A 19,724-nucleotide genomic window follows, 5' to 3' on the forward strand; every position below is an offset into this window, starting at 1 on the left:
CGTTTACTTTTACCGGCTCACATGCGTCGAGCCCGCCCTTGGCGAGCGGACTCCTGCGGCCGGTCGGCGACTAGCCCTGACGCTGCTTGTGGCGCAGGTTGTCGCAGATCACCATGACGCGACCGTGCCGGCGAATCACCTTGCACTTGTCGCAGATCTTCTTGACGCTCGGCTTGACCTTCATAGTCCTAATCGTTCCGCAGACGGCCCGTCCTGTCCGGGGGGCCTACTTGTACCGGTAGACGATCCGCCCACGAGTGAGGTCGTAGGGGCTCAGTTCGACGACAACCCGGTCGTCGGGGAGGATCCGGATGTAGTGCATCCGCATCCTGCCGCTGATGTGGGCCAGGACCTTATGGCCGTTGTCGAGCTGCACCCGAAACATAGCGTTCGGGAGCGACTCGACCACAGTGCCCTCGATCTCGATGGCGCCGTCTTTCTTGGCCATGTCCCTCGCGTTTCACTGATTGGTCGTCTGAGGCTTCGGAACACTAAGCAGCCGCGACCTTCCAGCGCTCCAGAGAGCGGCGACCAGCAAAGGCCGCCTATGCGCAAAAGGTCATAGTGAACCGACAAAGGAGTGTACGACAACCCGCCGGGGAACGCGAAACGATCGCGCATTTCCATCGTGACCTGGCGAGGCTATACAGACCTCAAAAGAGTCTACCTCAACTCCCGACCCCTCGCCCGCCGTAAGGCACGCCCACCGGCAAGGGATACCGCGCCCACCCACCCCAGCGCCGCCGACCTGCCGGAGGGGTGGGCACGGTGGCTCATTCCACCCGCCGCCTCCGCCGGGCCACCAACGCCGCGCTCCCACCCGCCCCGGCCAGCACGGCCACCGCCCCCAGCAGCCACATCGCCCGCCCGACCGGCCCCGGTCCCCCCACGGTGAACTCCCCCGTGAACGGCCCACCGGCGCAGTAGACCCGCACGACCTTCAGCCCGCTTTCGGCGTACGGACTCAGCCGAGCGGTCCCACGCCAGACAGACCCCTCCCGGCTGAGGGTGGAAAACGCCATGAAGACGGGCGAGGTCGCGGTAGCCGTGGTGGTGGAGATCGCGTCACACCCACCCGTAGTGATCCGAACCGTTCCGCCGGCCCTGACAAGATCCGGCGTAATCGTCACATCAGCCGACCGCACAGGCGACGCACTGGCACCACCCGCCCCCGAGCCGGCAACCGGACCCACGAGCCCCAGACACGGCAACAACAGCCCCGCCAGAAGCAGACGCGAATCCGTGACGGCCGGACACCGGAAAGCGGTCAGCAGTGTTCCGCGCACCCCGCCCCTTCCCCCGTCCGGCCGACACAGATCAGCTACCCGGCTCGGCCCCGCCTGAGCGCGAGCCGACGGCAAAGACTCGGTCCACCCAAAACAAAGAGCGGGGCCCGTGACGGGCCCCGCTGGTGCGCGGTGCGGACTAGAACGCGTCCCCCCAAGCCCCACAGTCTTCGGTGCTGCTGTCGCCCTCGCACACCCGGATGTCCAGGTCGTCGAACTTGCCCGCCTTGAACTTGGCGAACTTGTCGAAGTGCGCGTGGCCCTTGGTCCGGCCGAAGTACTTGGTGTGGTACCCGCTGCCGTCGTGCCAGCGGTACCAGACGTAGCTGTACTCGCTGTCGTGGTCACGGTCGAACAGGTCGCCGTAGAACCAGTACCAGCCGTCCTTCTTGATCCAGTACCCCTTGAAGTAGGACCGGTCGCCGAACCCGGTGTCCTCACCCTTGTGGTACTTGGAGTAGAAGTTGCCGAAGAAGTGCTTGGCCGGACCCGACGCCTGCACGGCGGCGGGAGCGGCGTTGGCCGCGGGGGCGACGAAGGCGCCGGCGGTCAGCGCGCCGACGAGAGCGGTACCAGCCATGATGCTGCGAGCGATTCGCACGATGTCCTCCAGGGAGACACTGCCGGGATGCTGCTCATCTCCGGACACCGCTCACGTTAGGAAGCATCAAGGTTTCGTTCTGTGGACGAATACACACAATCCCCCGAGCGTGCACAACGCCACATTCAGCGCCGGTCGCGGCGTTCCCGCCGAGCGTCTCCCGACGTCCCGAACAACGTGGTCACCAGCAGAATCACGCCCCACGGCCCCATCACCCAGAGCGGCCACGGATAGACCTCCCCGTCGGAGGTCGTGCTGACGATCAGCCAGATCACCCAGTTGATCGAGCTGGCGGTCGCCCAGACCGCCCAGTTGGCCCGCAGGTCCGCCTTCGCCTTGGCCGGATCCTTAACCGGCTGGGGCGCCGCCGCCGGCAGATTGCGCAGGTCGGTCTCCGGCAGGTCCCTGGTCACCTGTGCCAGTTCGCCGTACGTCCGGCTCTTGTAGACCTGCTCCAGCCGCTCGTTGAACTCGTCAACGTCCAGCCGCCCCTCGACCATGTGCTCACGCAGCGCGGCGGCCACCCGCTCCCGGTCACCGTCAGAAGCTCGCATCTCCGGACTTGCCGCCATAACAATTCTCCCTGTGTATGGCTGACCTTGATCCCATTATGTACGGTTTACCGTACCCAACCGGGACTCCCCGCCATCCAATGCGGTCAAAACCCACGGCCCCTGCTCAGTGACCGCGACACTGTGCTCGAAGTGCGCCGACGCCTTGCCGTCCATGGTCACCACGGTCCAGTCGTCGGCCAGCACCCGGGTCCGGTCGGTGCCCAGGTTGAGCATCGGCTCCACCGCCAGGCACATGCCGGCCTCCAGCTTGGGTCCCCGCCCCGGACGGCCGTGGTTGGCCACCCAGGGGTCCATGTGCATCTCGGTGCCGATGCCGTGCCCGCCGTACTCCTGAGGGATGCCGTAGCGGCCCTGAGAGCGCGCGTACTTCTCGATCTGGTGCCCGATGTCGGACAGGTGCGCGCCGGGCCGCAGCGCCGCGATACCGCGCCACATGGCCTCCTCGGTGACCCGCATCAGTTCGGTCAACTCGGGGCCCACCTCGCCCACCGGGACGGTGATCGCCGAATCCCCGTGCCACCCCGCCAGGATGGCCCCGCAGTCGATGGAGATGATGTCGCCCTCGCGGAGCTTGCGCCCGTCCCCCGGGATGCCGTGCACCACCTCCGAGTTGACCGAGGCGCAGATGCTCGCCGGATACCCCTGGTACCCCTTGAACGACGGCACGGCCCCCTCGTCGCGGATCGCCTTCTCCGCGATCACGTCCAGATCCAGCGGCGTCACGCCCGGCGCCACCGCGGCCCTGAGCAGTTCCAAGGTGCGGCCCACCACCAGGCCCGCCGCGCGCATGCCGTCCAGCTGCTCGGGGGTCTTGATCTGGATTCCGTGCTTGTTCTTCTTGAACACTGAGGCACCCCCTGGGGTGGTTCCACGCTCGAATGAACCGAAGCCCTGCTCGCCAAAAGCCCGAACACACCGAAAGCCACCCCAAGCGGGGTGGCCCACGGTTGTCCAGGCCAGTCGACTGACCAGGTTAATCCACGAAACGTCTTAATTCCGACATCGCGCGCTGGGTGACCTCTTCGACCGGCCCAGTCGCGTCCACTCCACGGAGGATGCCCTCGTCGGCGTAGAAGGAGATCAGGGGTGAGGTCTGCTCCTGATAGACCTCCAGCCGGTGCCGGATGGTCTCCTCCCGGTCGTCGTCCCGCTGGAACAGCTCGCCGCCGCAGGCGTCGCAGATCCCGTCCACCTTCGGCGGGTCGAAGTCCACGTGCCAGACCTTGCCGCAGGACCGGCAGGTCCGGCGGCCGGCCAGTCGCCGGACCACCTCGTCGTCGTCGACCACCAACTCCAGCACCAGGTCGAGCCCAGTGCCGAAGTCGGCGAGCATCTTCTTCAACACCTCGGCCTGGGCCACGTTCCGCGGGAAGCCGTCGAGCAGGAAACCCTCCTGCGCGTCGCTGTCCGCGAGGCGGTCACGCACCATCGCGATCGTCACCTCGTCGGGGACCAGGTCCCCGCGGTCCATGTACTCCTTGGCCAGCTTTCCGAGCTCCGTGCCGCCCGAGACGTTGGCGCGGAAGATGTCACCTGTCGAGATTTTCGGGATCGACAGATGCGATGCGATGAACTGGGCCTGCGTCCCCTTGCCCGCTCCGGGGGGCCCGACCAGGACGACACGCACTATCTCAGGAAGCCCTCGTAGTTGCGCTGCTGGAGCTGGCTCTCAATCTGCTTGACCGTGTCCAGGCCCACACCCACCATGATCAGAATGCTCGTCCCTCCGAACGGGAAGTTCTGGCTGGCCCCCGCCAGCGCCAGCGCGAAGATCGGAATCATCGAGATGGCGCCCAAGTACAACGAGCCCGGCGCGGTCAGACGCGTGAGCACGTAGTTCAGGTATTCGGCGGTCGGCCGTCCCGGACGGATGCCCGGGATGAACCCACCGTACTTCTTCATGTTGTCAGCCACTTCAACGGGGTTGAAGGTAATGGACACGTAGAAGTAGGTGAAGAAGACGATCAGAGCGAAGAACGTGATCATGTAGACCGGCGTGTCACCCGTGGCCAGGTGCTGCGCGATCCACTCCACCACCACGTTCGGCTCGGTGCTGTTGGCGAACAGCGTCACCACCAGCTGGGGCAGGTAGAGCAGCGAAGAGGCGAAGATGACCGGGATGATGCCGGCCTGGTTGACCTTCAACGGGATGTAGGTCGAGGTGCCGCCGTACATCCGCCGACCCACCATGCGCTTGGCGTACTGCACGGGGATACGGCGCTGGGCCTGCTCCACGAAGACCACCGCGGCGACCATGAAGATGCCGACGATCATCACGACCACGAACGTGAACGGACCCTTGGCCCGGTAGATGTTCATGAGTTCGGACGGGAAGACCGCGATGATCTGGGTGAAGATCAGGATGGACATACCGTTGCCGACGCCGCGGTCGGTGATCAGCTCACCCAGCCACATGATGACGGCGGTGCCCGCGGTCATCGTGATGACCATGGTGACCACGGTGAAGACGTCGTCGTTGAGCAGCACCGGCAGGTCGGCGCTGTTCTGGAAGAGCTGCCCGGACCGGGCCAGCGCGACGAACGCCGTCGACTGGAGCACCGCCAGCCCGACGGTGAGGTAACGGGTGTACTGCGTGATCTTCGCGGTGCCGGCCTGGCCCTCCTTCTTGAGGGCCTCAAGCCGGGGGATCACGACGGTCAGCAGCTGCAGAATGATGCTCGCCGTGATGTACGGCATGATGCCGAGGGCGAACACCGAAAGTTTCAGCAGCGCACCGCCACTGAACAGCTGCACCATGCCATAGATGTTGCCTAGTTCGCCTGCCTGCGCCTGCTCAAGGGCCTTGGCGACGTTCTCAGCATTGACACCGGGGGTCGGAAGCACCGAGCCAAGCCGGAACAACGCGATGATGCCCAAGGTGAAGAGCAACTTCTTGCGCAGGTCCGGAGTCCGGAATGCCCGGGTGAGAGCGGATAGCACGGTCCCTCCTGCGCGCCCTGAGACGCGGTACGGTCAGCGATGGGCCGGGGGCCAGTCCATCAACAAGTCTTTTACACGGAATTGCACGTATAGCACAGACGGGCAGCGAACGGGGCCCGCCGTCCAGCGAACTCTAACGCACTACGGGCGCGGAGACTCATTCCGAGCCCCCGCGCCTCGTGATGCTTACGGCTAGAGCTCCGAAACGGAGCCACCGGCCGCGACGATCTTCTCCTTGGCGCTGGTGGAGAAGGCATGCGCCTGCACGTTCAACGCCACCGAGAGCTCGCCCGTTCCCAGCACCTTGACCGGCTGGTTCTTACGGACGGCGCCGGCCTCGACCAGCCCGTCCACGGTGACCTCGCCGCCCGCCGGGAACAGCTCGCCGAGCCGCTCCAGGTTGACCACCTGGTAGGTGGTCTTGAACAGCGCGTTGCTGAAACCTTTCAGCTTCGGCAGCCGCCGCTGGAGCGGAATCTGGCCACCTTCGAAGCCGAGCGGGACGTTGGTCCTGGACTTGGTGCCCTTGGTGCCGCGACCGGCGGTCTTGCCCTTGGAGCCCTCGCCGCGACCCTTGCGGACCTTGGCCTTGTGGGCGCCCGGGGCCGGACGCAGGTCGTGCGGCTTGAGCGGGGTGTTTTCACTCATGACTAGTCGACCTCTTCAACCTCGACGAGGTGGGTCACCACGGCGACCATCCCGCGAATCTCGGGACGGTCCTCCTTGACGACCACATCGCCGATGCGCTTCAGGCCCAGCGAGCGCAGCGAGTCCCGCTGGTTCTGCTTGCCACCGATCTTCGACCGGGTCTGGGTGATCTTCAGTCGAGCCATCGGACTAGCTCACCGCCTTCGCCGCCGCGGCGGCCTCGGCGAGGCCCTCGGCGCGCGCCTTGAGCATCGCCTTGGGGGCGACGTCCTCGATCGGCAGGCCACGGCGGGCAGCGATCTCCTCGGGCCTGGAGAGGCCCTTCAGGGCCGCCACGGTGGCGTGCACGATGTTGATCGGGTTGTCCGAGCCGAGCGACTTGGACAGCACGTCATGAATGCCGGCGCACTCCAGAACCGCGCGCACCGGGCCACCCGCGATGACACCGGTACCGGGCGAAGCCGGGCGCAGCAGCACGACGCCGGCGGCGTCCTCGCCCTGCACGGTGTGCGGGATGGTGCCCTGGATGCGCGGCACCTTGAAGAAGTGCTTCTTGGCCTCCTCGACGCCCTTGGCGATCGCCGCGGGCACCTCCTTGGCCTTGCCGTACCCGACGCCGACGAGGCCGTTGCCGTCGCCGACGATGACCAGCGCGGTGAAGCTGAACCGGCGACCGCCCTTGACGACCTTGGCCACTCGGTTGATCTTCACTACGCGCTCGATGTAAGAGACGCCCTTCTCCTGGGCGCCGCCGCGGCGATCGTCACGACGTTCCCGCCGCTCGCCACCGCCGCCGGCACCGCGACGCGGAGCTCCAGCCATCAGTGGTTCCTCTTCTCGTTGCTCATAAGACGGGTCGTCATCAGAACTCCAACCCGCCTTCACGGGCGCTGTCGGCCAGGGCCGCGAGGCGGCCCGCGTAGCGGTTGCCACCGCGGTCGAAGACCACGGCGGAGATCCCGGCGGCCTTGGCCCGCTGAGCGACAAGTGCGCCGACCTGCTTGGCCTTCTCGGTCTTGTCCCCCTCGCCACCGCGCAGCGCGGAGTCCAGGGTGGAGGCGCTCACCAGCGTGTGCCCGGCGGTGTCGTCCACGATCTGGACGAACATGTGCTTGGTGGAGCGGTTCACGACCAGGCGCGGACGCTCGACCGTGCCGACCACCTTCTTGCGCACGCGACGGTGGCGACGGGCTCGCGAGATGGCGCGAGCGGCGCTGTGCTTGCCGTACTTCGCGGCCATTACTTACCAGCCTTTCCGACCTTGCGGCGGATAACTTCGCCCTGGTAGCGCACGCCCTTGCCCTTGTACGGGTCCGGCTTGCGCAACTTCCGGATGTTGGCGGCGACCTCGCCGACCTTCTGCTTGTCGATGCCGTCCACGTGGAACAGGGTCGGCCGCTCGACGCGGAAGGTGATGCCCTCGGGGGCGTCGACGATCACCGGGTGGCTGAAGCCCAGCGCGAACTCCAGCTGCGTCGGGCCCTTGGCCTGGACGCGGTAACCGACCCCGACGATCTCCAGGGTCTTGGTGTAGCCCTGGGTGACGCCGTTCACCATGTTGGCGATCAGCGTCCGCGACAGGCCGTGCAGCGCACGAACCTTGTTCTCGTCGTTGGGACGGGTGACGGCGATGGTGCCGTCCTCGCCGCGGGAAACCTCGATCGGCTCCGCGAGCGTGTGCGAAAGCGTGCCCTTCGGGCCCTTGACCTGGACGTCCCGGCCGTCAATGGCGACCTCGACACCGCTGGGTACGGGGATGGGCAGCCGTCCGATACGCGACATGCTGTGGTTCCTCCCCTCTTACCAGACGTAGGCGAGGACTTCCCCGCCCACTCCACGCTTGCCGGCCTGCTTGTCGGTCATCAGGCCGTTGGAGGTCGAGATGATCGCGACACCCAGCCCGCCCAGCACCTTCGGCAGGTTGTCCTTCCGTGCGTAGACCCGCAGACCGGGCTTGGAGACCCGGCGGATGCCCGCGAGCGAGCGCTCCCGGGTGGGCCCGAACTTCAGCTCCACCACGAGGTTCTTGCCGACCTTGGCGTCCTCGACGCTCCAGGACTGGATGTAACCCTCCTGCTGGAGGATCTCGGCGATGTGCGCCTTGATCTTCGAATACGGCATGCTCACGGTGTCGTGGTACGCCGAGTTCGCGTTACGCAGACGCGTCAGCATGTCTGCGATCGGGTCGGTCATCGTCATGGCCGGTGCCCTTCCTCACCGCGGTTTCCCTGGGGACCTACGGTGTGGTCGTGGGCGTTCGAAGGGAACGCCCCGGTGAATATGACTCTCGGTGTCCGGCTCTTACCAGCTGGACTTCGTGATGCCCGGCAGCTCGCCCCGGTGCGCCATCTCACGGAAGCACACCCGGCACAGGCCGAACTTCCGGTAGACCGCGCGCGGCCGGCCGCAGCGCGAACACCGAGTGTACGCGCGGACCTCGAACTTCTGCTTGCGCGCTGCCTTGACCTTCAGCGACGTCTTCGCCATGCTCAGGCCTCCTTGAAGGGGAAGCCGAGGTGCTTGAGCAGCGCCCGGCCCTGTTCGTCGTTGGTGGCCGTGGTCACGACCGTGATGTCCATGCCCCGCTGCCGGTCGACCTTGTCCTGGTCGATCTCGTGGAACATGACCTGCTCGGTCAGCCCGAAGGTGTAGTTGCCGTGGCCGTCGAACTGCTTGGGCGACAGGCCGCGGAAGTCCCGGATACGGGGCAGCGCCAGCGACAGCAGCCGGTCCAGGAACTCCCACATGCGGTCGCCGCGGAGCGTCACGTGCGCCCCGATCGGCATGCCCTCGCGCAGCTTGAACTGGGCGATGGACTTGCGGGCCCGGACCACGGCCGGCTTCTGGCCGGTGATCGCGGTGAGGTCGCGAACCGCGCCCTCGATGAGCTTGGAGTCACGCGCGGCCTCGCCGACGCCCATGTTCACCTTGATCTTGGTGACGCCGGGCACCAGCATGATGTTCTCGATGCCGAACTCCTCGCGCAGCTTCGCGATGATCTCCTCGCGGTAGCGCTGCTTGAGGCGGGGCACGATCCGCTCTTCAGTCTGTGCGGTCATCAGTCGTCCTCACCCGCCTTCGCGGACTCCTTCTCCTTCGCTACAGGCTCGTCCTTGGCGGGCTTCTCGTCATCCTTGAGCTTCTTGACGTTGCTCACGTGGATGGGGGCCTCCTTGGTGGTCACGCCACCCTCGCGTGCGCCGCGGGGGCCGTTGTTGGTCACCTTGGAGTGCTTCTTGATCATGTTGACGCCCTCGACGATGACCCGGTCCTCGCGCGGCAGCGCGACGATCACCCGTCCCTTGGCGCCCTTGTCCTTGCCTGCGATGACCTGCACCAGGTCACCCTTCTTCACATGCAGCTTCGGCATTACAGCACCTCCGGCGCGAGCGAGATGATGCGCATGAACTTCTTGTCACGCAGCTCGCGGCCGACCGGGCCGAAGATACGCGTGCCCCGGGGGTCACCGCTGTCCTTGATGATGACCGCCGCGTTCTCGTCGAAGCGGATGTACGAGCCGTCGGGCCGGCGGCGCTCCTTCACGGTGCGCACCACCACGGCCTTGACGACGTCGCCCTTCTTCACGCCGCCGCCCGGGATGGCGTCCTTCACCGTCGCAACGATGATGTCGCCGATCCCCGCGTAGCGCCGGCCCGAGCCACCGAGCACGCGGATGCAGAGAATCTCCTTGGCACCCGTGTTGTCGGCGACCTTGAGTCGCGACTCCTGCTGGATCACGTCTAACTCCTGTGTGTCGCGCCGGTTCTCGTTGGTGTACGAGCCTGGCGGAACCTGTGTGGTCTTGTTCCCCCGGCGTCAGCCGTACGGCCGTCGCAGAAGGCGGGCCCCGGAAGGCCCCTTGGACACCACCGTGGGGGGCGGGTGTCCCACCCCCCACGAGGCGCGTCTACTTGGCGCGTTCGAGGATCTCCACGACCCGCCACCGCTTGGTGGCCGACAGCGGCCGGGTCTCCATCAGGAGCACGCGGTCGCCGACGCCGGCCGAGTTCTCCTCGTCGTGCGCCTTGTACTTGGTGGTACGGCGGATGACCTTGCCGTACAGCGGGTGCTTGACGCGGTCCTCGACGGCGACCACGACGGTCTTCTCCATCTTGTCGCTGACCACCAGACCCTCACGGGTCTTGCGGTAGTTCCGCGTGCTCTTCTCCGTCGACTCAGCCATCGCTCGGCTCCTTCTCGACCGTGACGATGCCGAGCTCCCGCTCGCGCATCACGGTGTAGATACGGGCGATCTCGCGTCGGACGGCGCGCAGCCGCCCGTGGCTCTCCAACTGACCGGTCGCCGACTGGAAGCGGAGGTTGAACAGTTCCTCCTTGGCTTCCTTGAGCTTCTGGACCAGGGCCTCCTGGTCCTCCACCCGCAGCTCACCGGCGGTCAGGCCCTTAGCCATCACGCCTCACCCACTTCACGCTTGACGAACCGGCACTTCATGGGCAGCTTGTGCATCGCGCGCCGCAACGCCTCGCGGGCGATGGGCTCGGCGACACCGGACAGCTCGAACATGACGCGGCCGGGCTTGACATTGGCAATCCACCACTCCGGCGAACCCTTACCGGAACCCATGCGGGTCTCGGCCGGCTTCTTGGTGAGCGGACGGTCCGGGAAGATGTTGATCCACACCTTGCCGCCACGGCGGATGTGCCGGGTCATGGCGATACGAGCCGACTCGATCTGGCGGTTGGTCACGTAGGAGTGCTCCAGCGCCTGAATGCCGAACTCGCCGAACGTCACCCGGGTGCCACCCTTGGCGGCGCCGCTGCGGTCGGGCCGGTGCTGCTTACGGTGCTTGACCCTGCGCGGGATCAGCATGGTCAGCTCCCTTCAGCACCCGGCTGCTCCGCCGGGCCGCTCTCGGGGGCGGCCTGGGCGGCCGCCTCGGTACGGGGTGCGCGGTCGGTACGGCCGGCGCCCGCACCACGACGGGGACGGTCACCGCCCCCACCACGACGGGGACGCTCGCCGCCGCCGCCACCGCGACGGTCGTCGCGCTCGCGGCGCTGGCCCGCGCGGGCTCCGGCCGCCGCCGCCTCGCGCTCGGCGCGGGAGGTGGGGGCCTCGCCCTTGTAGATCCACACCTTCACGCCGATCCGGCCGAAGGTGGTCTTGGCCTCGTAGAAGCCGTAGTCGATGTCCGCGCGGAGCGTGTGCAGGGGCACCCGGCCCTCGCGGTAGAACTCCGAGCGGGACATCTCGGCGCCGCCGAGACGGCCGGCGCACTGCACCCGGATGCCCTTGGCGCCGCTCTTCATGGCCGACTGCATGGCCTTGCGCATGGCCCGCCGGAACGAGACACGGCTGGACAGCTGCTCGGCCACGCCCTGGGCGACCAGCTGGGCGTCGATCTCGGGGTTCTTGACCTCGAGGATGTTCAGCTGGACCTGCTTCTTGGTCAGCTTCTCCAGGTCGCCCCTGATCCGGTCGGCCTCCGCGCCGCGGCGGCCGATGACGATGCCCGGCCGGGCGGTGTGGATGTCCACCTGGACCCGGTCGGTGGTCCGCTCGATCTCGACCTTGGAGATGCCGGCCCGCTCCATGCCCTTCTGCAGCATGCGGCGGATGGCGACGTCCTCGGCCACGTACGACTTGTACAGCTTGTCGGCGTACCACCGGCTCTTGAAGTCGGTGGTGATACCGAGGCGGAACCCGTGCGGGTTGACTTTCTGGCCCACTAGCGGGTCCTCCCCTTCGGCTCGCGGGATTCCACGATCACAGTGATGTGGCTGGTCCGCTTGTTGATCCGATAGGCGCGACCCTGGGCACGGGGACGGAACCGCTTGAGCGTCGGTCCCTCGTCGACCCACGCGCGGCTCACGAAGAGCGTGTCACGGTCGAGCTTGAAGTTGTGCTCGGCGTTCGCCACGGCGGACGAGAGCACCTTGTAAACGGTCTCGCTCGCGGCCTGCGGGGCGAACCGCAGCACGGCCTGCGCCTCCGCAGCGGGCAGGCCGCGAATGAGGTCCACCACCCGGCGGGCCTTCCGGGGCGTGTGGCGCGCGAACCGCACCTGAGCCCTGGCTTCCATCGCTTCTCCTAGTTGCTTGCTAAAGGCGCTTACCGCCGGCTGCGGCGGTCTTCCTTGACGTGGCTGCGGAAGGTCCGCGTGGGCGCGAACTCGCCGAGCTTGTGACCGATCATCGATTCGGTGACGAACACCGGGACGTGCTTGCGGCCGTCGTGCACGGCGATGGTGTGACCCAGCATGTCGGGCACGATCATGGAGCGCCGCGACCACGTCTTGATGACGTTCTTGGTGCCCTTCTCGTTCTGTACGTCCACCTTCTTCTGCAGGTGGTCGTCCACGAAAGGACCCTTCTTAAGGCTACGTGGCATTTCGGCTACTCCTACCGCTTCTTCCTCTTGCTCCGACGCCGGATGATCAGCCGGTCACTGGCCTTGTTCGCCTGCCGGGTACGGCCCTCGGGCTTACCCTTCGGGTTCACCGGGTGGCGGCCACCGGAGGTCTTGCCCTCGCCACCACCGTGCGGGTGGTCGACGGGGTTCATGGCGACACCGCGGACGGTCGGGCGCTTGCCCTTCCACCGGTTCCGGCCCGCCTTGCCGATGCTGATGTTGGCCTGCTCGGCGTTGCCCACCTGCCCGACGGACGCCCGGCAGCGGATGTCCACCTGGCGCATTTCCCCGGACGGCATACGCAGCGTGGCGTACGTGCCCTCCTTGGCCAGCAGCTGGATCTGCGCACCGGCGCTGCGGCCCAGCTTGGCGCCGCCGCCCGGCCGCAGCTCCACCGCGTGGATGAAGGTACCGGTCGGGATGTTGCGCAGCGGCAGGCAGTTGCCCGGCTTGATGTCGGCCTGGGGGCCGTTCTCGATGCGGTCGCCCTGCTTGATGCCGGTCGGCGCGAGAATGTAGCGCTTCTCGCCGTCGGCATAGTGCAGCAGGGCGATCCGGGAGGTCCGGTTCGGGTCGTACTCGATGTGAGCGACCTTGGCGGGGATCCCGTCCTTGTCGTGCCGCCGGAAGTCGATGATCCGGTAGGCGCGCTTGTGGCCGCCGCCCTGGTGCCGGGCGGTGACCCGCCCGTGGACGTTACGACCGCCCTTGCTGTGCAGGGGGGCAAGCAGCGACTTCTCGGGCGTGCTGCGCGTGATCTCGGTGAAGTCCGAGACACTGGCGCCGCGCCGACCCGGGGTCGTCGGCTTGTATTTACGGATGCCCATCTTTTTCGTTCATCCTTGTCGATTCATACCGATGGGGGCCGCCGACCAGGCGGTCCCCCCGGTGCCTTCCTGTCAGCCGATCCGGTGGAGCCGAACCGACTTTCAGCCGATCCGGCGTCAGCCGATCTGACCGAAGATGTCGATCCGCTCGCCCTCGGCGAGGCTGACGATCGCGCGCTTGGTGGCGGGCCGCTGGCCGTAGCCGAAACGGGTCCGCTTGCGCTTGCCCTGCCGGTTGATGGTGTTGACGCTGGTCACCTTGACCCCGAAGATCTGCTCCACGGCGATCTTGACCTGCGTCTTGTTCACCCCCTGCCGGACCAGGAACGTGTACTTGTTGTGCTCGTCGATCAGGCCGTAGCTCTTCTCGGAGACGATCGGCTTGATGATGATGTCGCGCGGGTCGGCGATCTTCTGCATCAGGCCTCTTCCTTCCCGCTCTTCGCCAGCCGGGCCACAACCTGCTCGTACGCCGCCTGAGTGAAGACGACGTCGTCGTGGCACAGCACGTCATAGGTGTTGAGCTGCCCGGCGTCCAGCAGGTGGACCTCCGGCGCGTTGCGCAGGCTCAGCCAGGTCAGCTCGTCGTTCTCGTCGACCACGACGAGCACGCTGCGCGCCTCGGTGATCTTGCGGAGCGCCTGGAGCGCGGTCTTGGTCTTGGGGGTCTCCCCCGTGACCAGCTCGCTCACCACGTGCACCCGGCCACCGCCGGCCCGGTCGGAGAGGGCCCCGCGGAGCGCGGCGGCCTTCATCTTCTTGGGCGTCTTCTGCTCGTAGGACCGCGGCTGCGGCCCGTGCACGGTGCCACCGCCGGCGAACTGGGGCGCCCGGGTGGAACCCTGGCGGGCCCGGCCGGTGCCCTTCTGCCGGTACGGCTTCTTGCCACCGCCGCGGACGTCGCCGCGGGTCTTGGTGGCGTGGGTGCCCTGCCGGCGCGCGGCGAGCTGGGCCACGACGACCTGGTGGATCAGCGGGATGTTGACCTTGACGCCGAAGATGTCCTCCGGCAGGTCCACGCTGCTGCCCGTCTTGGCGCCGCTGGCGTCGAGGACGTCAATCGTGCTCACTTGCCGGCCCCCTTCTTGGCGGCGGTACGGATGAGAACCAGGCTCCCGTTGGCGCCGGGAATCGCACCCTTGATCAGGATGAGACCCTTCTCGGCGTCCACCGAGTGCACCTTCAGGCTCTGGATGGTGGTCCGGGCGTTGCCCATCCGACCGGCCATGCGCAGGCCCTTGAAGACGCGGCCCGGGGTGGCGCAGCCACCGATGGAACCCGGCGACCGGTGCTTCCGCTGGGTACCGTGCGAGGCGCCCAGACCGCGGAAGTTGTGGCGCTTCATGACACCCGCGAAGCCCTTGCCCTTGCTCTTGCCGGTCACGTCGACGTGCTGACCCGCCTCGAAGGTGTCCGCGAGGAGCTCCTGGCCGAGGGTGTACTCGGACGCGTCGTCGGTACGAACCTCGACGAAGTAGCGGCGCGGGGTGATGTCGTGCTTACGCAGGTAGTCGCCGAGCGGCTTGTTGACCTTGCGCGGGTCGACCTGTCCGTAGCCGAGCTGGATGGCGGAGTAGCCGTCCCGCTCCGGCGTGCGAACCCGGGTCACCACGCACGGACCGGCCTCGACCACGGTCACCGGGACGATCCGGTTGCCCTCGTCGAAGACCTGGGTCATGCCGAGCTTCTTGCCCAGGACGCCCTTGATCTGCTTAGCCATGTCAGTGCGTTCCCTCAGAGCTTGATCGAGATGTCGACACCCGCGGGCAGGTCGAGACGCATGAGCGAGTCGACGGTCTTGGGCGTCGGGTCGATGATGTCAATCAGCCGCTTGTGCGTGCGCATCTCGAAGTGCTCGCGGCTGTCCTTGTACTTGTGCGGCGAACGGATGACGCAGTACACGTTCTTCTCGGTCGGCAGCGGCACCGGGCCCGCGACCTTGGCGCCGGTCCGCGTCACCGTCTCGACGATCTTCTTGGCCGAGCTGTCGATGACCTCGTGGTCATAGGCCTTGAGCCGAATGCGGATCTTCTGTCCCGCCATAGTGGCCTCGGTGTCCTTCGCTGTCGTCTGAACAAGTAACGTGCGGCACATTGCCGCTGGATGGTTCCGTGATCCGGCAACCCCTTCGGGAGCCCCCGAAAGGACTGCCGCATCACGGGGAAGCGGCCGGGTCCTGGTGGACCCGGCCGCCGGGTACTACTTGATGATCTTGGTCACTCGACCGGCGCCGACGGTCCGGCCACCCTCACGGATGGCGAACTTGAGGCCGTCCTCCATGGCGATCGGCTGGATGAGCTGGACGTTCATCTCGGTGTTGTCACCGGGCATGACCATCTCGGTGCCCTCCGGCAGGTTCACCACACCGGTCACGTCAGTCGTACGGAAGTAGAACTGCGGACGGTAGTTGTTGAAGAACGGCGTGTGCCGGCCGCCCTCGTCCTTGGACAGGATGTAGACCTGCGCCTCGAACTCGGTGTGCGGGGTGGTCGTGCCCGGCTTGATGACACACTGGCCGCGCTCGACGTCCTCACGCTTGATGCCGCGCAGGAGCAGACCGACGTTGTCACCGGCCTGGCCCTCGTCGAGCAGCTTGCGGAACATCTCGACACCGGTGACGGTGGTCGTGGTGTGCTTCTCCTTGATGCCGATGATGTCGACGGTCTCGTTGACCTTGACAACACCGCGCTCGATACGGCCGGTCACCACGGTGCCGCGGCCGGTGATCGAGAACACGTCCTCGATCGGCATCAGGAACGGCTTGTCGGTGTCACGGACCGGCTCGGGGACGTTGTCGTCCACGGCGGTCATCAGCTCGATGATGGAGTCGCCCCACTTCTCGTCGCCCTCCAGCGCCTTGAGCGCGGAGACGCGAACCACGGGCAGGTCGTCGCCGGGGAACTCCTGAGCCGAGAGCAGCTCACGGACCTCGAGCTCGACGAGCTCCAGGATCTCCTCGTCGTCCACCATGTCGGCCTTGTTGAGGGCCACCACGATGTAGGGCACGCCGACCTGGCGGGCCAGGAGCACGTGCTCCTTGGTCTGCGGCATCGGGCCGTCAGTGGCGGCGACCACGAGGATCGCACCGTCCATCTGCGCGGCACCGGTGATCATGTTCTTCACGTAGTCGGCGTGACCAGGGCAGTCGACGTGCGCGTAGTGGCGCTTCTCGGTCTGGTACTCGACGTGCGCGATGGAGATGGTGATACCGCGAGCCTTCTCCTCGGGCGCCTTGTCGATCTTGTCGAACGGAGTCGCCTCGTTGAGGTTCGGGAAACGGTCATGAAGCACTTTGGTGATCGCCGCGGTCAGAGTGGTCTTGCCGTGGTCGATGTGCCCAATGGTGCCGATGTTCACGTGCGGCTTGTTCCGCTCGAACTTGGCCTTGGCCACTGCTCTGTCTCCTTAGAGATTTCTGACTTGACTTTCGTCTCTTCTCGATCCGGGTCGGTACGGCTCCCGCCGGGGCGGCAGCCGTACCCGATTACTCGCCCCGGACCTTCGCGACGATCTCCTTGGCGATGCCCGGAGGCACCTCCGAGTAGGAATCGAACTGCATGCTGTAGCTCGCCCGGCCCTGCGTCTTGCTCCGCAGGTCGCCCACGTACCCGAACATCTCGGAGAGCGGGACGAGAGCCTTGACGACGCGGGCGCCGGCCCGCTCGTCCATGGCCTGGATCTGCCCGCGGCGGCCGTTGAGGTCGCCGATGACGTCACCCATGTAGTCCTCGGGCGTGGTGACCTCGACGGCCATCATCGGCTCAAGGAGCACGGGGTCGGCCTTGCGGGCGGCCTCCTTGAAGGCCATCGAGCCGGCCATCTTGAACGCCATTTCCGAGGAGTCGACCTCGTGGTAGGCGCCGTCCTGGAGGGTGACCTTCACACCCACCATCGGGTAGCCGGCCAGCACGCCGAACTCGGCCGCCTGCTGGGCGCCCGCGTCCACCGACGGGATGAACTCCCGGGGGATGCGGCCACCGGAGACCTTGTTCTCGAACTCGTAACCGTCGTTGCCCTCGCCCAGCGGCTCCAGGTCGATGATGACCTTCGCGAACTGGCCGGAGCCACCGGTCTGCTTCTTGTGGACGTAGTCGACCTTCTCCACCTTGCGGCGGATGGTCTCACGGTACGCCACCTGCGGCCGGCCGACGTTGGCCTCGACCTTGAACTCGCGGCGCATCCGGTCGACCAGGATCTCCAGGTGCAGCTCGCCCATGCCGTGGATGACCGTCTGACCGGTCTCCTCGTCCCGGCGGACCTGGAAGGACGGGTCCTCCTCGGCCAGCCGCTGGATGGCGGTGCCCAGCTTCTCCTGGTCGCCCTTGGTCTTGGGCTCGATGGCGACGCTGATCACCGGCGCCGGGAAGGTCATCGACTCCAGCACGACCGGGTTGGCCGGGTCGCACAGGGTGTCACCGGTGGTGGTGTCCTTCAGGCCCATCACGGCGACGATCTGACCAGCGTGCGCGGACGGGCGCTCCTCGCGCTTGTTCGCGTGCATCTGGTAGATCTTGCCGATCCGCTCCTTCTTGCCCTTCACCGAGTTGATCACGCCGGTGCCGGACTCAAGAGTGCCGGAGTAGATGCGGATGTAGGTGAGACGGCCCAGGTGCTGGTCGCTCATGATCTTGAAGGCCAGCGCGGAGAACGGCTCGTTCACGTCCGAGCTGCGCTCCACCACCTGGTCCTCGCGGCCGACCGCGTGGCCCTTGAAGGCCGGGAGGTCGGTCGGCGCGGGCAGGTAGGCCACGATCGCGTCGAGCAGGGGCTGGACGCCCTTGTTCTTGAACGCGGTGCCGCAGAGCACCGGGTTGATGGCGCTGGACAGGGTGGCCCGGCGGAGCGCCGCCACCAGCTGCTCCTCGGTGGGCTCGACGCCCTCCAGGAAGAGCTCCATCAGCTCGTCGTCGTTCTCCGCGACCGTCTCGACCAGCTTGTCGCGCCACTCCCTGGCCACCTCGGCGTGGTCGGCCGGGATGTCGACGGTGTCGTACATCTCGCCCTTGGCCGCCTCGGCGCTCCAGATCAGGCCCTTCATCTTGACCAGGTCGATGACGCCCTTGAAGTCGGACTCGACGCCCCACGGCAGCTGGATGACCGCCGGAGTGGCGCCCAGGCGGCTGACCATCATGTCCACGCAGCGGTGGAACTCGGCGCCGACCCGGTCCATCTTGTTCACGAAGCAGATGCGCGGCACGTCGTAGCGGTCCGCCTGGCGCCAGACCGTCTCCGACTGCGGCTCGACACCGGCGACACCGTCGAACACGGCCACCGCGCCGTCGAGCACGCGGAGCGAGCGCTCCACCTCGATGGTGAAGTCGACGTGCCCCGGAGTGTCGATGATGTTGATGGTGTGGCCGAGCCACTCGCAGGTGGTCGCGGCGGAGGTGATGGTGATGCCGCGCTCCTGCTCCTGCTCCATCCAGTCCATGGTGGCAGCGCCCTCGTGGACTTCACCGATCTTGTAGTTGATCCCGGTGTAGAACAGGATTCGCTCGGTCGTGGTGGTCTTGCCCGCGTCGATATGGGCCATGATCCCGATGTTGCGGACCTTGGCCAGGTCAAGAGCCAGTTGGGTGGCCACTTCTCTGCGTCCTTTGCTTGGTGGAGCGCCCGACTACCAGCGGTAGTGAGCGAAGGCCTTGTTGGACTCGGCCATCTTGTGGGTGTCCTCGCGCTTCTTCACGCTCGCCCCGAGGCCGTTGCTGGCGTCGAGGAGCTCGTTCATGAGGCGCTCGGTCATGGTCTTCTCGCGGCGGGCGCGGGAGTACTGCACCAGCCAGCGCAGGGCCAGCGTGGTGCTGCGCGCCGCGCGCACCTCGACCGGGACCTGGTAGGTGGCGCCACCGACCCGGCGGCTGCGCACCTCCAGGGTCGGCTTCACGTTGTCGAGGGCCCGCTTGAGGGTGACGACCGGGTCGTTGCCGGTCTTCTCCTTGCAGCCTTCGAGCGCGCCGTACACGATCGACTGGGCGATCGAACGCTTGCCGTCCAGCAGGACCTTGTTGATGAGGGCGGTGACCAGCGGCGAGTTGTGCACCGGGTCGGCCATAAGCTGACGACGCCCAGGAGAACCCTTGCGAGGCATTACTTCTTCTCCTTCTTCGCGCCGTAGCGGGAGCGGGCCTGCTTGCGGTTACGGACACCCTGGGTGTCCAGCGAGCCACGAATAATCTTGTAGCGGACGCCGGGCAGGTCCTTAACACGACCGCCACGGACGAGCACGATGGAGTGCTCCTGCAGGTTGTGACCCACACCGGGGATGTAGGCCGTGACCTCGATGCCGTTGGTCAGGCGGACACGCGCGACCTTCCGAAGCGCCGAGTTGGGCTTCTTCGGGGTGGTGGTGTAGACGCGGGTGCAGACGCCGCGCCGCTGCGGGCTGCCCTTGAGCGCAGGAGTCTTGGTCTTGGAGACCTTGTCCTGCCGGCCCTTTCGGACCAACTGCTGAATCGTGGGCACTACAACAACTCC

At 66.7% G+C, this 19,724-nt stretch carries 33 protein-coding genes; all 33 read right to left on the reverse strand.

The window, feature by feature from the left end; translation table 11 throughout:
* Positions 1-70: 70 nt before the first annotated feature.
* The 33 genes from rpmJ to rpsL all read right to left on the reverse strand — a co-directional run bounded on the left by rpmJ (position 71) and on the right by rpsL (position 19,712).
* Positions 71-184 (reverse strand): 50S ribosomal protein L36, encoded by a 114-nt coding sequence (gene rpmJ / locus KIP79_RS32480; RefSeq protein ID WP_003956441.1) that lies wholly within the window; start codon positions 182-184, stop codon positions 71-73.
* A 42-nt stretch (positions 185-226) separates the two neighbouring features.
* Positions 227-448 carry a translation initiation factor IF-1 gene (gene infA / locus KIP79_RS32485; protein ID WP_030451477.1) on the reverse strand — a complete coding sequence of 74 codons (222 nt, stop codon included), beginning with the start codon at positions 446-448 and terminating at the stop codon, positions 227-229.
* A 325-nt stretch (positions 449-773) separates the two neighbouring features.
* Positions 774-1,022, reverse strand: coding sequence for a hypothetical protein (locus KIP79_RS32490; RefSeq protein WP_214108780.1), 249 nt, complete (start codon positions 1,020-1,022; stop codon positions 774-776).
* Between the two features lie 403 nt (positions 1,023-1,425).
* Positions 1,426-1,887 carry a hypothetical protein gene (locus KIP79_RS32495; protein ID WP_214108781.1) on the reverse strand — a complete coding sequence of 154 codons (462 nt, stop codon included), beginning with the start codon at positions 1,885-1,887 and terminating at the stop codon, positions 1,426-1,428.
* A gap of 125 nt (positions 1,888-2,012) precedes the next feature.
* Positions 2,013-2,459 (reverse strand): DUF1707 SHOCT-like domain-containing protein, encoded by a 447-nt coding sequence (locus KIP79_RS32500; protein WP_214108782.1) that lies wholly within the window; start codon positions 2,457-2,459, stop codon positions 2,013-2,015.
* A gap of 36 nt (positions 2,460-2,495) precedes the next feature.
* The gene (map, locus tag KIP79_RS32505; RefSeq protein ID WP_214108783.1) at positions 2,496-3,308 is read right to left on the reverse strand and encodes a type I methionyl aminopeptidase; all 813 of its coding nucleotides are present in this window, start codon (positions 3,306-3,308) and stop codon (positions 2,496-2,498) included.
* A 127-nt stretch (positions 3,309-3,435) separates the two neighbouring features.
* Entirely contained in the window at positions 3,436-4,089 is a 654-nt protein-coding gene (locus KIP79_RS32510) for an adenylate kinase (protein ID WP_214108784.1), read from the reverse strand.
* On the reverse strand, positions 4,089-5,402 hold the full coding sequence (gene secY, locus KIP79_RS32515) for a preprotein translocase subunit SecY (protein WP_214108785.1): 1,314 nt from the start codon (positions 5,400-5,402) through the stop codon (positions 4,089-4,091). Before secY ends, KIP79_RS32510 begins: the two co-directional genes overlap by 1 nt.
* Before the next feature lie 192 nt (positions 5,403-5,594).
* Positions 5,595-6,050, reverse strand: a complete 456-nt coding sequence (rplO, locus tag KIP79_RS32520; protein WP_214108786.1) for a 50S ribosomal protein L15 — start codon at positions 6,048-6,050, stop codon at positions 5,595-5,597.
* Between the two features lie 2 nt (positions 6,051-6,052).
* Positions 6,053-6,235 carry a 50S ribosomal protein L30 gene (gene rpmD / locus KIP79_RS32525; protein ID WP_030451484.1) on the reverse strand — a complete coding sequence of 61 codons (183 nt, stop codon included), beginning with the start codon at positions 6,233-6,235 and terminating at the stop codon, positions 6,053-6,055.
* A gap of 4 nt (positions 6,236-6,239) precedes the next feature.
* Positions 6,240-6,872, reverse strand: a complete 633-nt coding sequence (gene rpsE, locus KIP79_RS32530; RefSeq protein ID WP_214108787.1) for a 30S ribosomal protein S5 — start codon at positions 6,870-6,872, stop codon at positions 6,240-6,242.
* A 40-nt stretch (positions 6,873-6,912) separates the two neighbouring features.
* Positions 6,913-7,290 (reverse strand): 50S ribosomal protein L18, encoded by a 378-nt coding sequence (gene rplR, locus KIP79_RS32535; protein ID WP_214108788.1) that lies wholly within the window; start codon positions 7,288-7,290, stop codon positions 6,913-6,915.
* The gene (gene rplF, locus KIP79_RS32540; protein WP_214108789.1) at positions 7,290-7,832 is read right to left on the reverse strand and encodes a 50S ribosomal protein L6; all 543 of its coding nucleotides are present in this window, start codon (positions 7,830-7,832) and stop codon (positions 7,290-7,292) included. The genes rplR and rplF overlap by 1 nt, the downstream gene beginning before the upstream one ends.
* A gap of 18 nt (positions 7,833-7,850) precedes the next feature.
* Complete coding sequence (gene rpsH, locus KIP79_RS32545; RefSeq protein ID WP_214108790.1) at positions 7,851-8,249, reverse strand: 30S ribosomal protein S8; 399 nt, start codon at positions 8,247-8,249, stop codon at positions 7,851-7,853.
* A gap of 102 nt (positions 8,250-8,351) precedes the next feature.
* Positions 8,352-8,537 carry a type Z 30S ribosomal protein S14 gene (locus tag KIP79_RS32550; RefSeq protein WP_030451489.1) on the reverse strand — a complete coding sequence of 62 codons (186 nt, stop codon included), beginning with the start codon at positions 8,535-8,537 and terminating at the stop codon, positions 8,352-8,354.
* 2 nt (positions 8,538-8,539) lie between these two features.
* Positions 8,540-9,109: a 50S ribosomal protein L5 gene (rplE, locus tag KIP79_RS32555; RefSeq protein WP_214108791.1), complete on the reverse strand. Its 570-nt coding sequence runs from the start codon at positions 9,107-9,109 to the stop codon at positions 8,540-8,542.
* Entirely contained in the window at positions 9,109-9,411 is a 303-nt protein-coding gene (gene rplX, locus KIP79_RS32560; RefSeq protein WP_214108812.1) for a 50S ribosomal protein L24, read from the reverse strand. The genes rplE and rplX overlap by 1 nt, the downstream gene beginning before the upstream one ends.
* Before the next feature lie 8 nt (positions 9,412-9,419).
* Positions 9,420-9,788, reverse strand: coding sequence for a 50S ribosomal protein L14 (gene rplN / locus KIP79_RS32565; protein WP_055482781.1), 369 nt, complete (start codon positions 9,786-9,788; stop codon positions 9,420-9,422).
* A 169-nt stretch (positions 9,789-9,957) separates the two neighbouring features.
* Positions 9,958-10,233 (reverse strand): 30S ribosomal protein S17, encoded by a 276-nt coding sequence (gene rpsQ, locus KIP79_RS32570; RefSeq protein WP_214108792.1) that lies wholly within the window; start codon positions 10,231-10,233, stop codon positions 9,958-9,960.
* The gene (gene rpmC, locus KIP79_RS32575) at positions 10,226-10,462 is read right to left on the reverse strand and encodes a 50S ribosomal protein L29 (protein ID WP_214108793.1); all 237 of its coding nucleotides are present in this window, start codon (positions 10,460-10,462) and stop codon (positions 10,226-10,228) included. The genes rpsQ and rpmC overlap by 8 nt, the downstream gene beginning before the upstream one ends.
* Positions 10,462-10,881, reverse strand: a complete 420-nt coding sequence (gene rplP, locus KIP79_RS32580; protein ID WP_214108794.1) for a 50S ribosomal protein L16 — start codon at positions 10,879-10,881, stop codon at positions 10,462-10,464. Before rplP ends, rpmC begins: the two co-directional genes overlap by 1 nt.
* Positions 10,882-10,883: 2 nt before the next feature.
* On the reverse strand, positions 10,884-11,741 hold the full coding sequence (gene rpsC, locus KIP79_RS32585) for a 30S ribosomal protein S3 (RefSeq protein WP_214108795.1): 858 nt from the start codon (positions 11,739-11,741) through the stop codon (positions 10,884-10,886).
* Entirely contained in the window at positions 11,741-12,094 is a 354-nt protein-coding gene (rplV, locus tag KIP79_RS32590; RefSeq protein ID WP_214108796.1) for a 50S ribosomal protein L22, read from the reverse strand. Before rplV ends, rpsC begins: the two co-directional genes overlap by 1 nt.
* A 29-nt stretch (positions 12,095-12,123) precedes the next feature.
* On the reverse strand, positions 12,124-12,402 hold the full coding sequence (gene rpsS, locus KIP79_RS32595; RefSeq protein WP_012887835.1) for a 30S ribosomal protein S19: 279 nt from the start codon (positions 12,400-12,402) through the stop codon (positions 12,124-12,126).
* An 11-nt stretch (positions 12,403-12,413) separates the two neighbouring features.
* A complete protein-coding gene (rplB, locus tag KIP79_RS32600; RefSeq protein ID WP_214108797.1) occupies positions 12,414-13,250 on the reverse strand; it encodes a 50S ribosomal protein L2 in 837 nt (278 codons plus the stop codon).
* Positions 13,251-13,367: 117 nt separating this feature from the next.
* A complete protein-coding gene (gene rplW, locus KIP79_RS32605) occupies positions 13,368-13,670 on the reverse strand; it encodes a 50S ribosomal protein L23 (protein ID WP_214108798.1) in 303 nt (100 codons plus the stop codon).
* Positions 13,670-14,320: a 50S ribosomal protein L4 gene (gene rplD / locus KIP79_RS32610; protein WP_214108799.1), complete on the reverse strand. Its 651-nt coding sequence runs from the start codon at positions 14,318-14,320 to the stop codon at positions 13,670-13,672. The genes rplW and rplD overlap by 1 nt, the downstream gene beginning before the upstream one ends.
* Positions 14,317-14,970 (reverse strand): 50S ribosomal protein L3, encoded by a 654-nt coding sequence (gene rplC / locus KIP79_RS32615; protein ID WP_214108800.1) that lies wholly within the window; start codon positions 14,968-14,970, stop codon positions 14,317-14,319. Before rplC ends, rplD begins: the two co-directional genes overlap by 4 nt.
* A gap of 14 nt (positions 14,971-14,984) precedes the next feature.
* Positions 14,985-15,293 (reverse strand): 30S ribosomal protein S10, encoded by a 309-nt coding sequence (gene rpsJ, locus KIP79_RS32620; protein ID WP_012887830.1) that lies wholly within the window; start codon positions 15,291-15,293, stop codon positions 14,985-14,987.
* A 156-nt stretch (positions 15,294-15,449) separates the two neighbouring features.
* The gene (tuf, locus tag KIP79_RS32625) at positions 15,450-16,643 is read right to left on the reverse strand and encodes an elongation factor Tu (protein ID WP_214108801.1); all 1,194 of its coding nucleotides are present in this window, start codon (positions 16,641-16,643) and stop codon (positions 15,450-15,452) included.
* A gap of 91 nt (positions 16,644-16,734) precedes the next feature.
* A complete protein-coding gene (gene fusA, locus KIP79_RS32630) occupies positions 16,735-18,783 on the reverse strand; it encodes an elongation factor G (protein ID WP_250214206.1) in 2,049 nt (682 codons plus the stop codon).
* 84 nt (positions 18,784-18,867) lie between these two features.
* A complete protein-coding gene (gene rpsG / locus KIP79_RS32635; RefSeq protein ID WP_068896530.1) occupies positions 18,868-19,338 on the reverse strand; it encodes a 30S ribosomal protein S7 in 471 nt (156 codons plus the stop codon).
* Positions 19,338-19,712 (reverse strand): 30S ribosomal protein S12, encoded by a 375-nt coding sequence (gene rpsL, locus KIP79_RS32640; RefSeq protein ID WP_030451506.1) that lies wholly within the window; start codon positions 19,710-19,712, stop codon positions 19,338-19,340. The genes rpsG and rpsL overlap by 1 nt, the downstream gene beginning before the upstream one ends.
* Positions 19,713-19,724 lie beyond the last annotated feature (12 nt).

The sequence above is a fragment of the Acrocarpospora catenulata genome (assembly GCF_018476525.1).
Lineage (GTDB): Bacteria > Actinomycetota > Actinomycetes > Streptosporangiales > Streptosporangiaceae > Acrocarpospora > Acrocarpospora catenulata.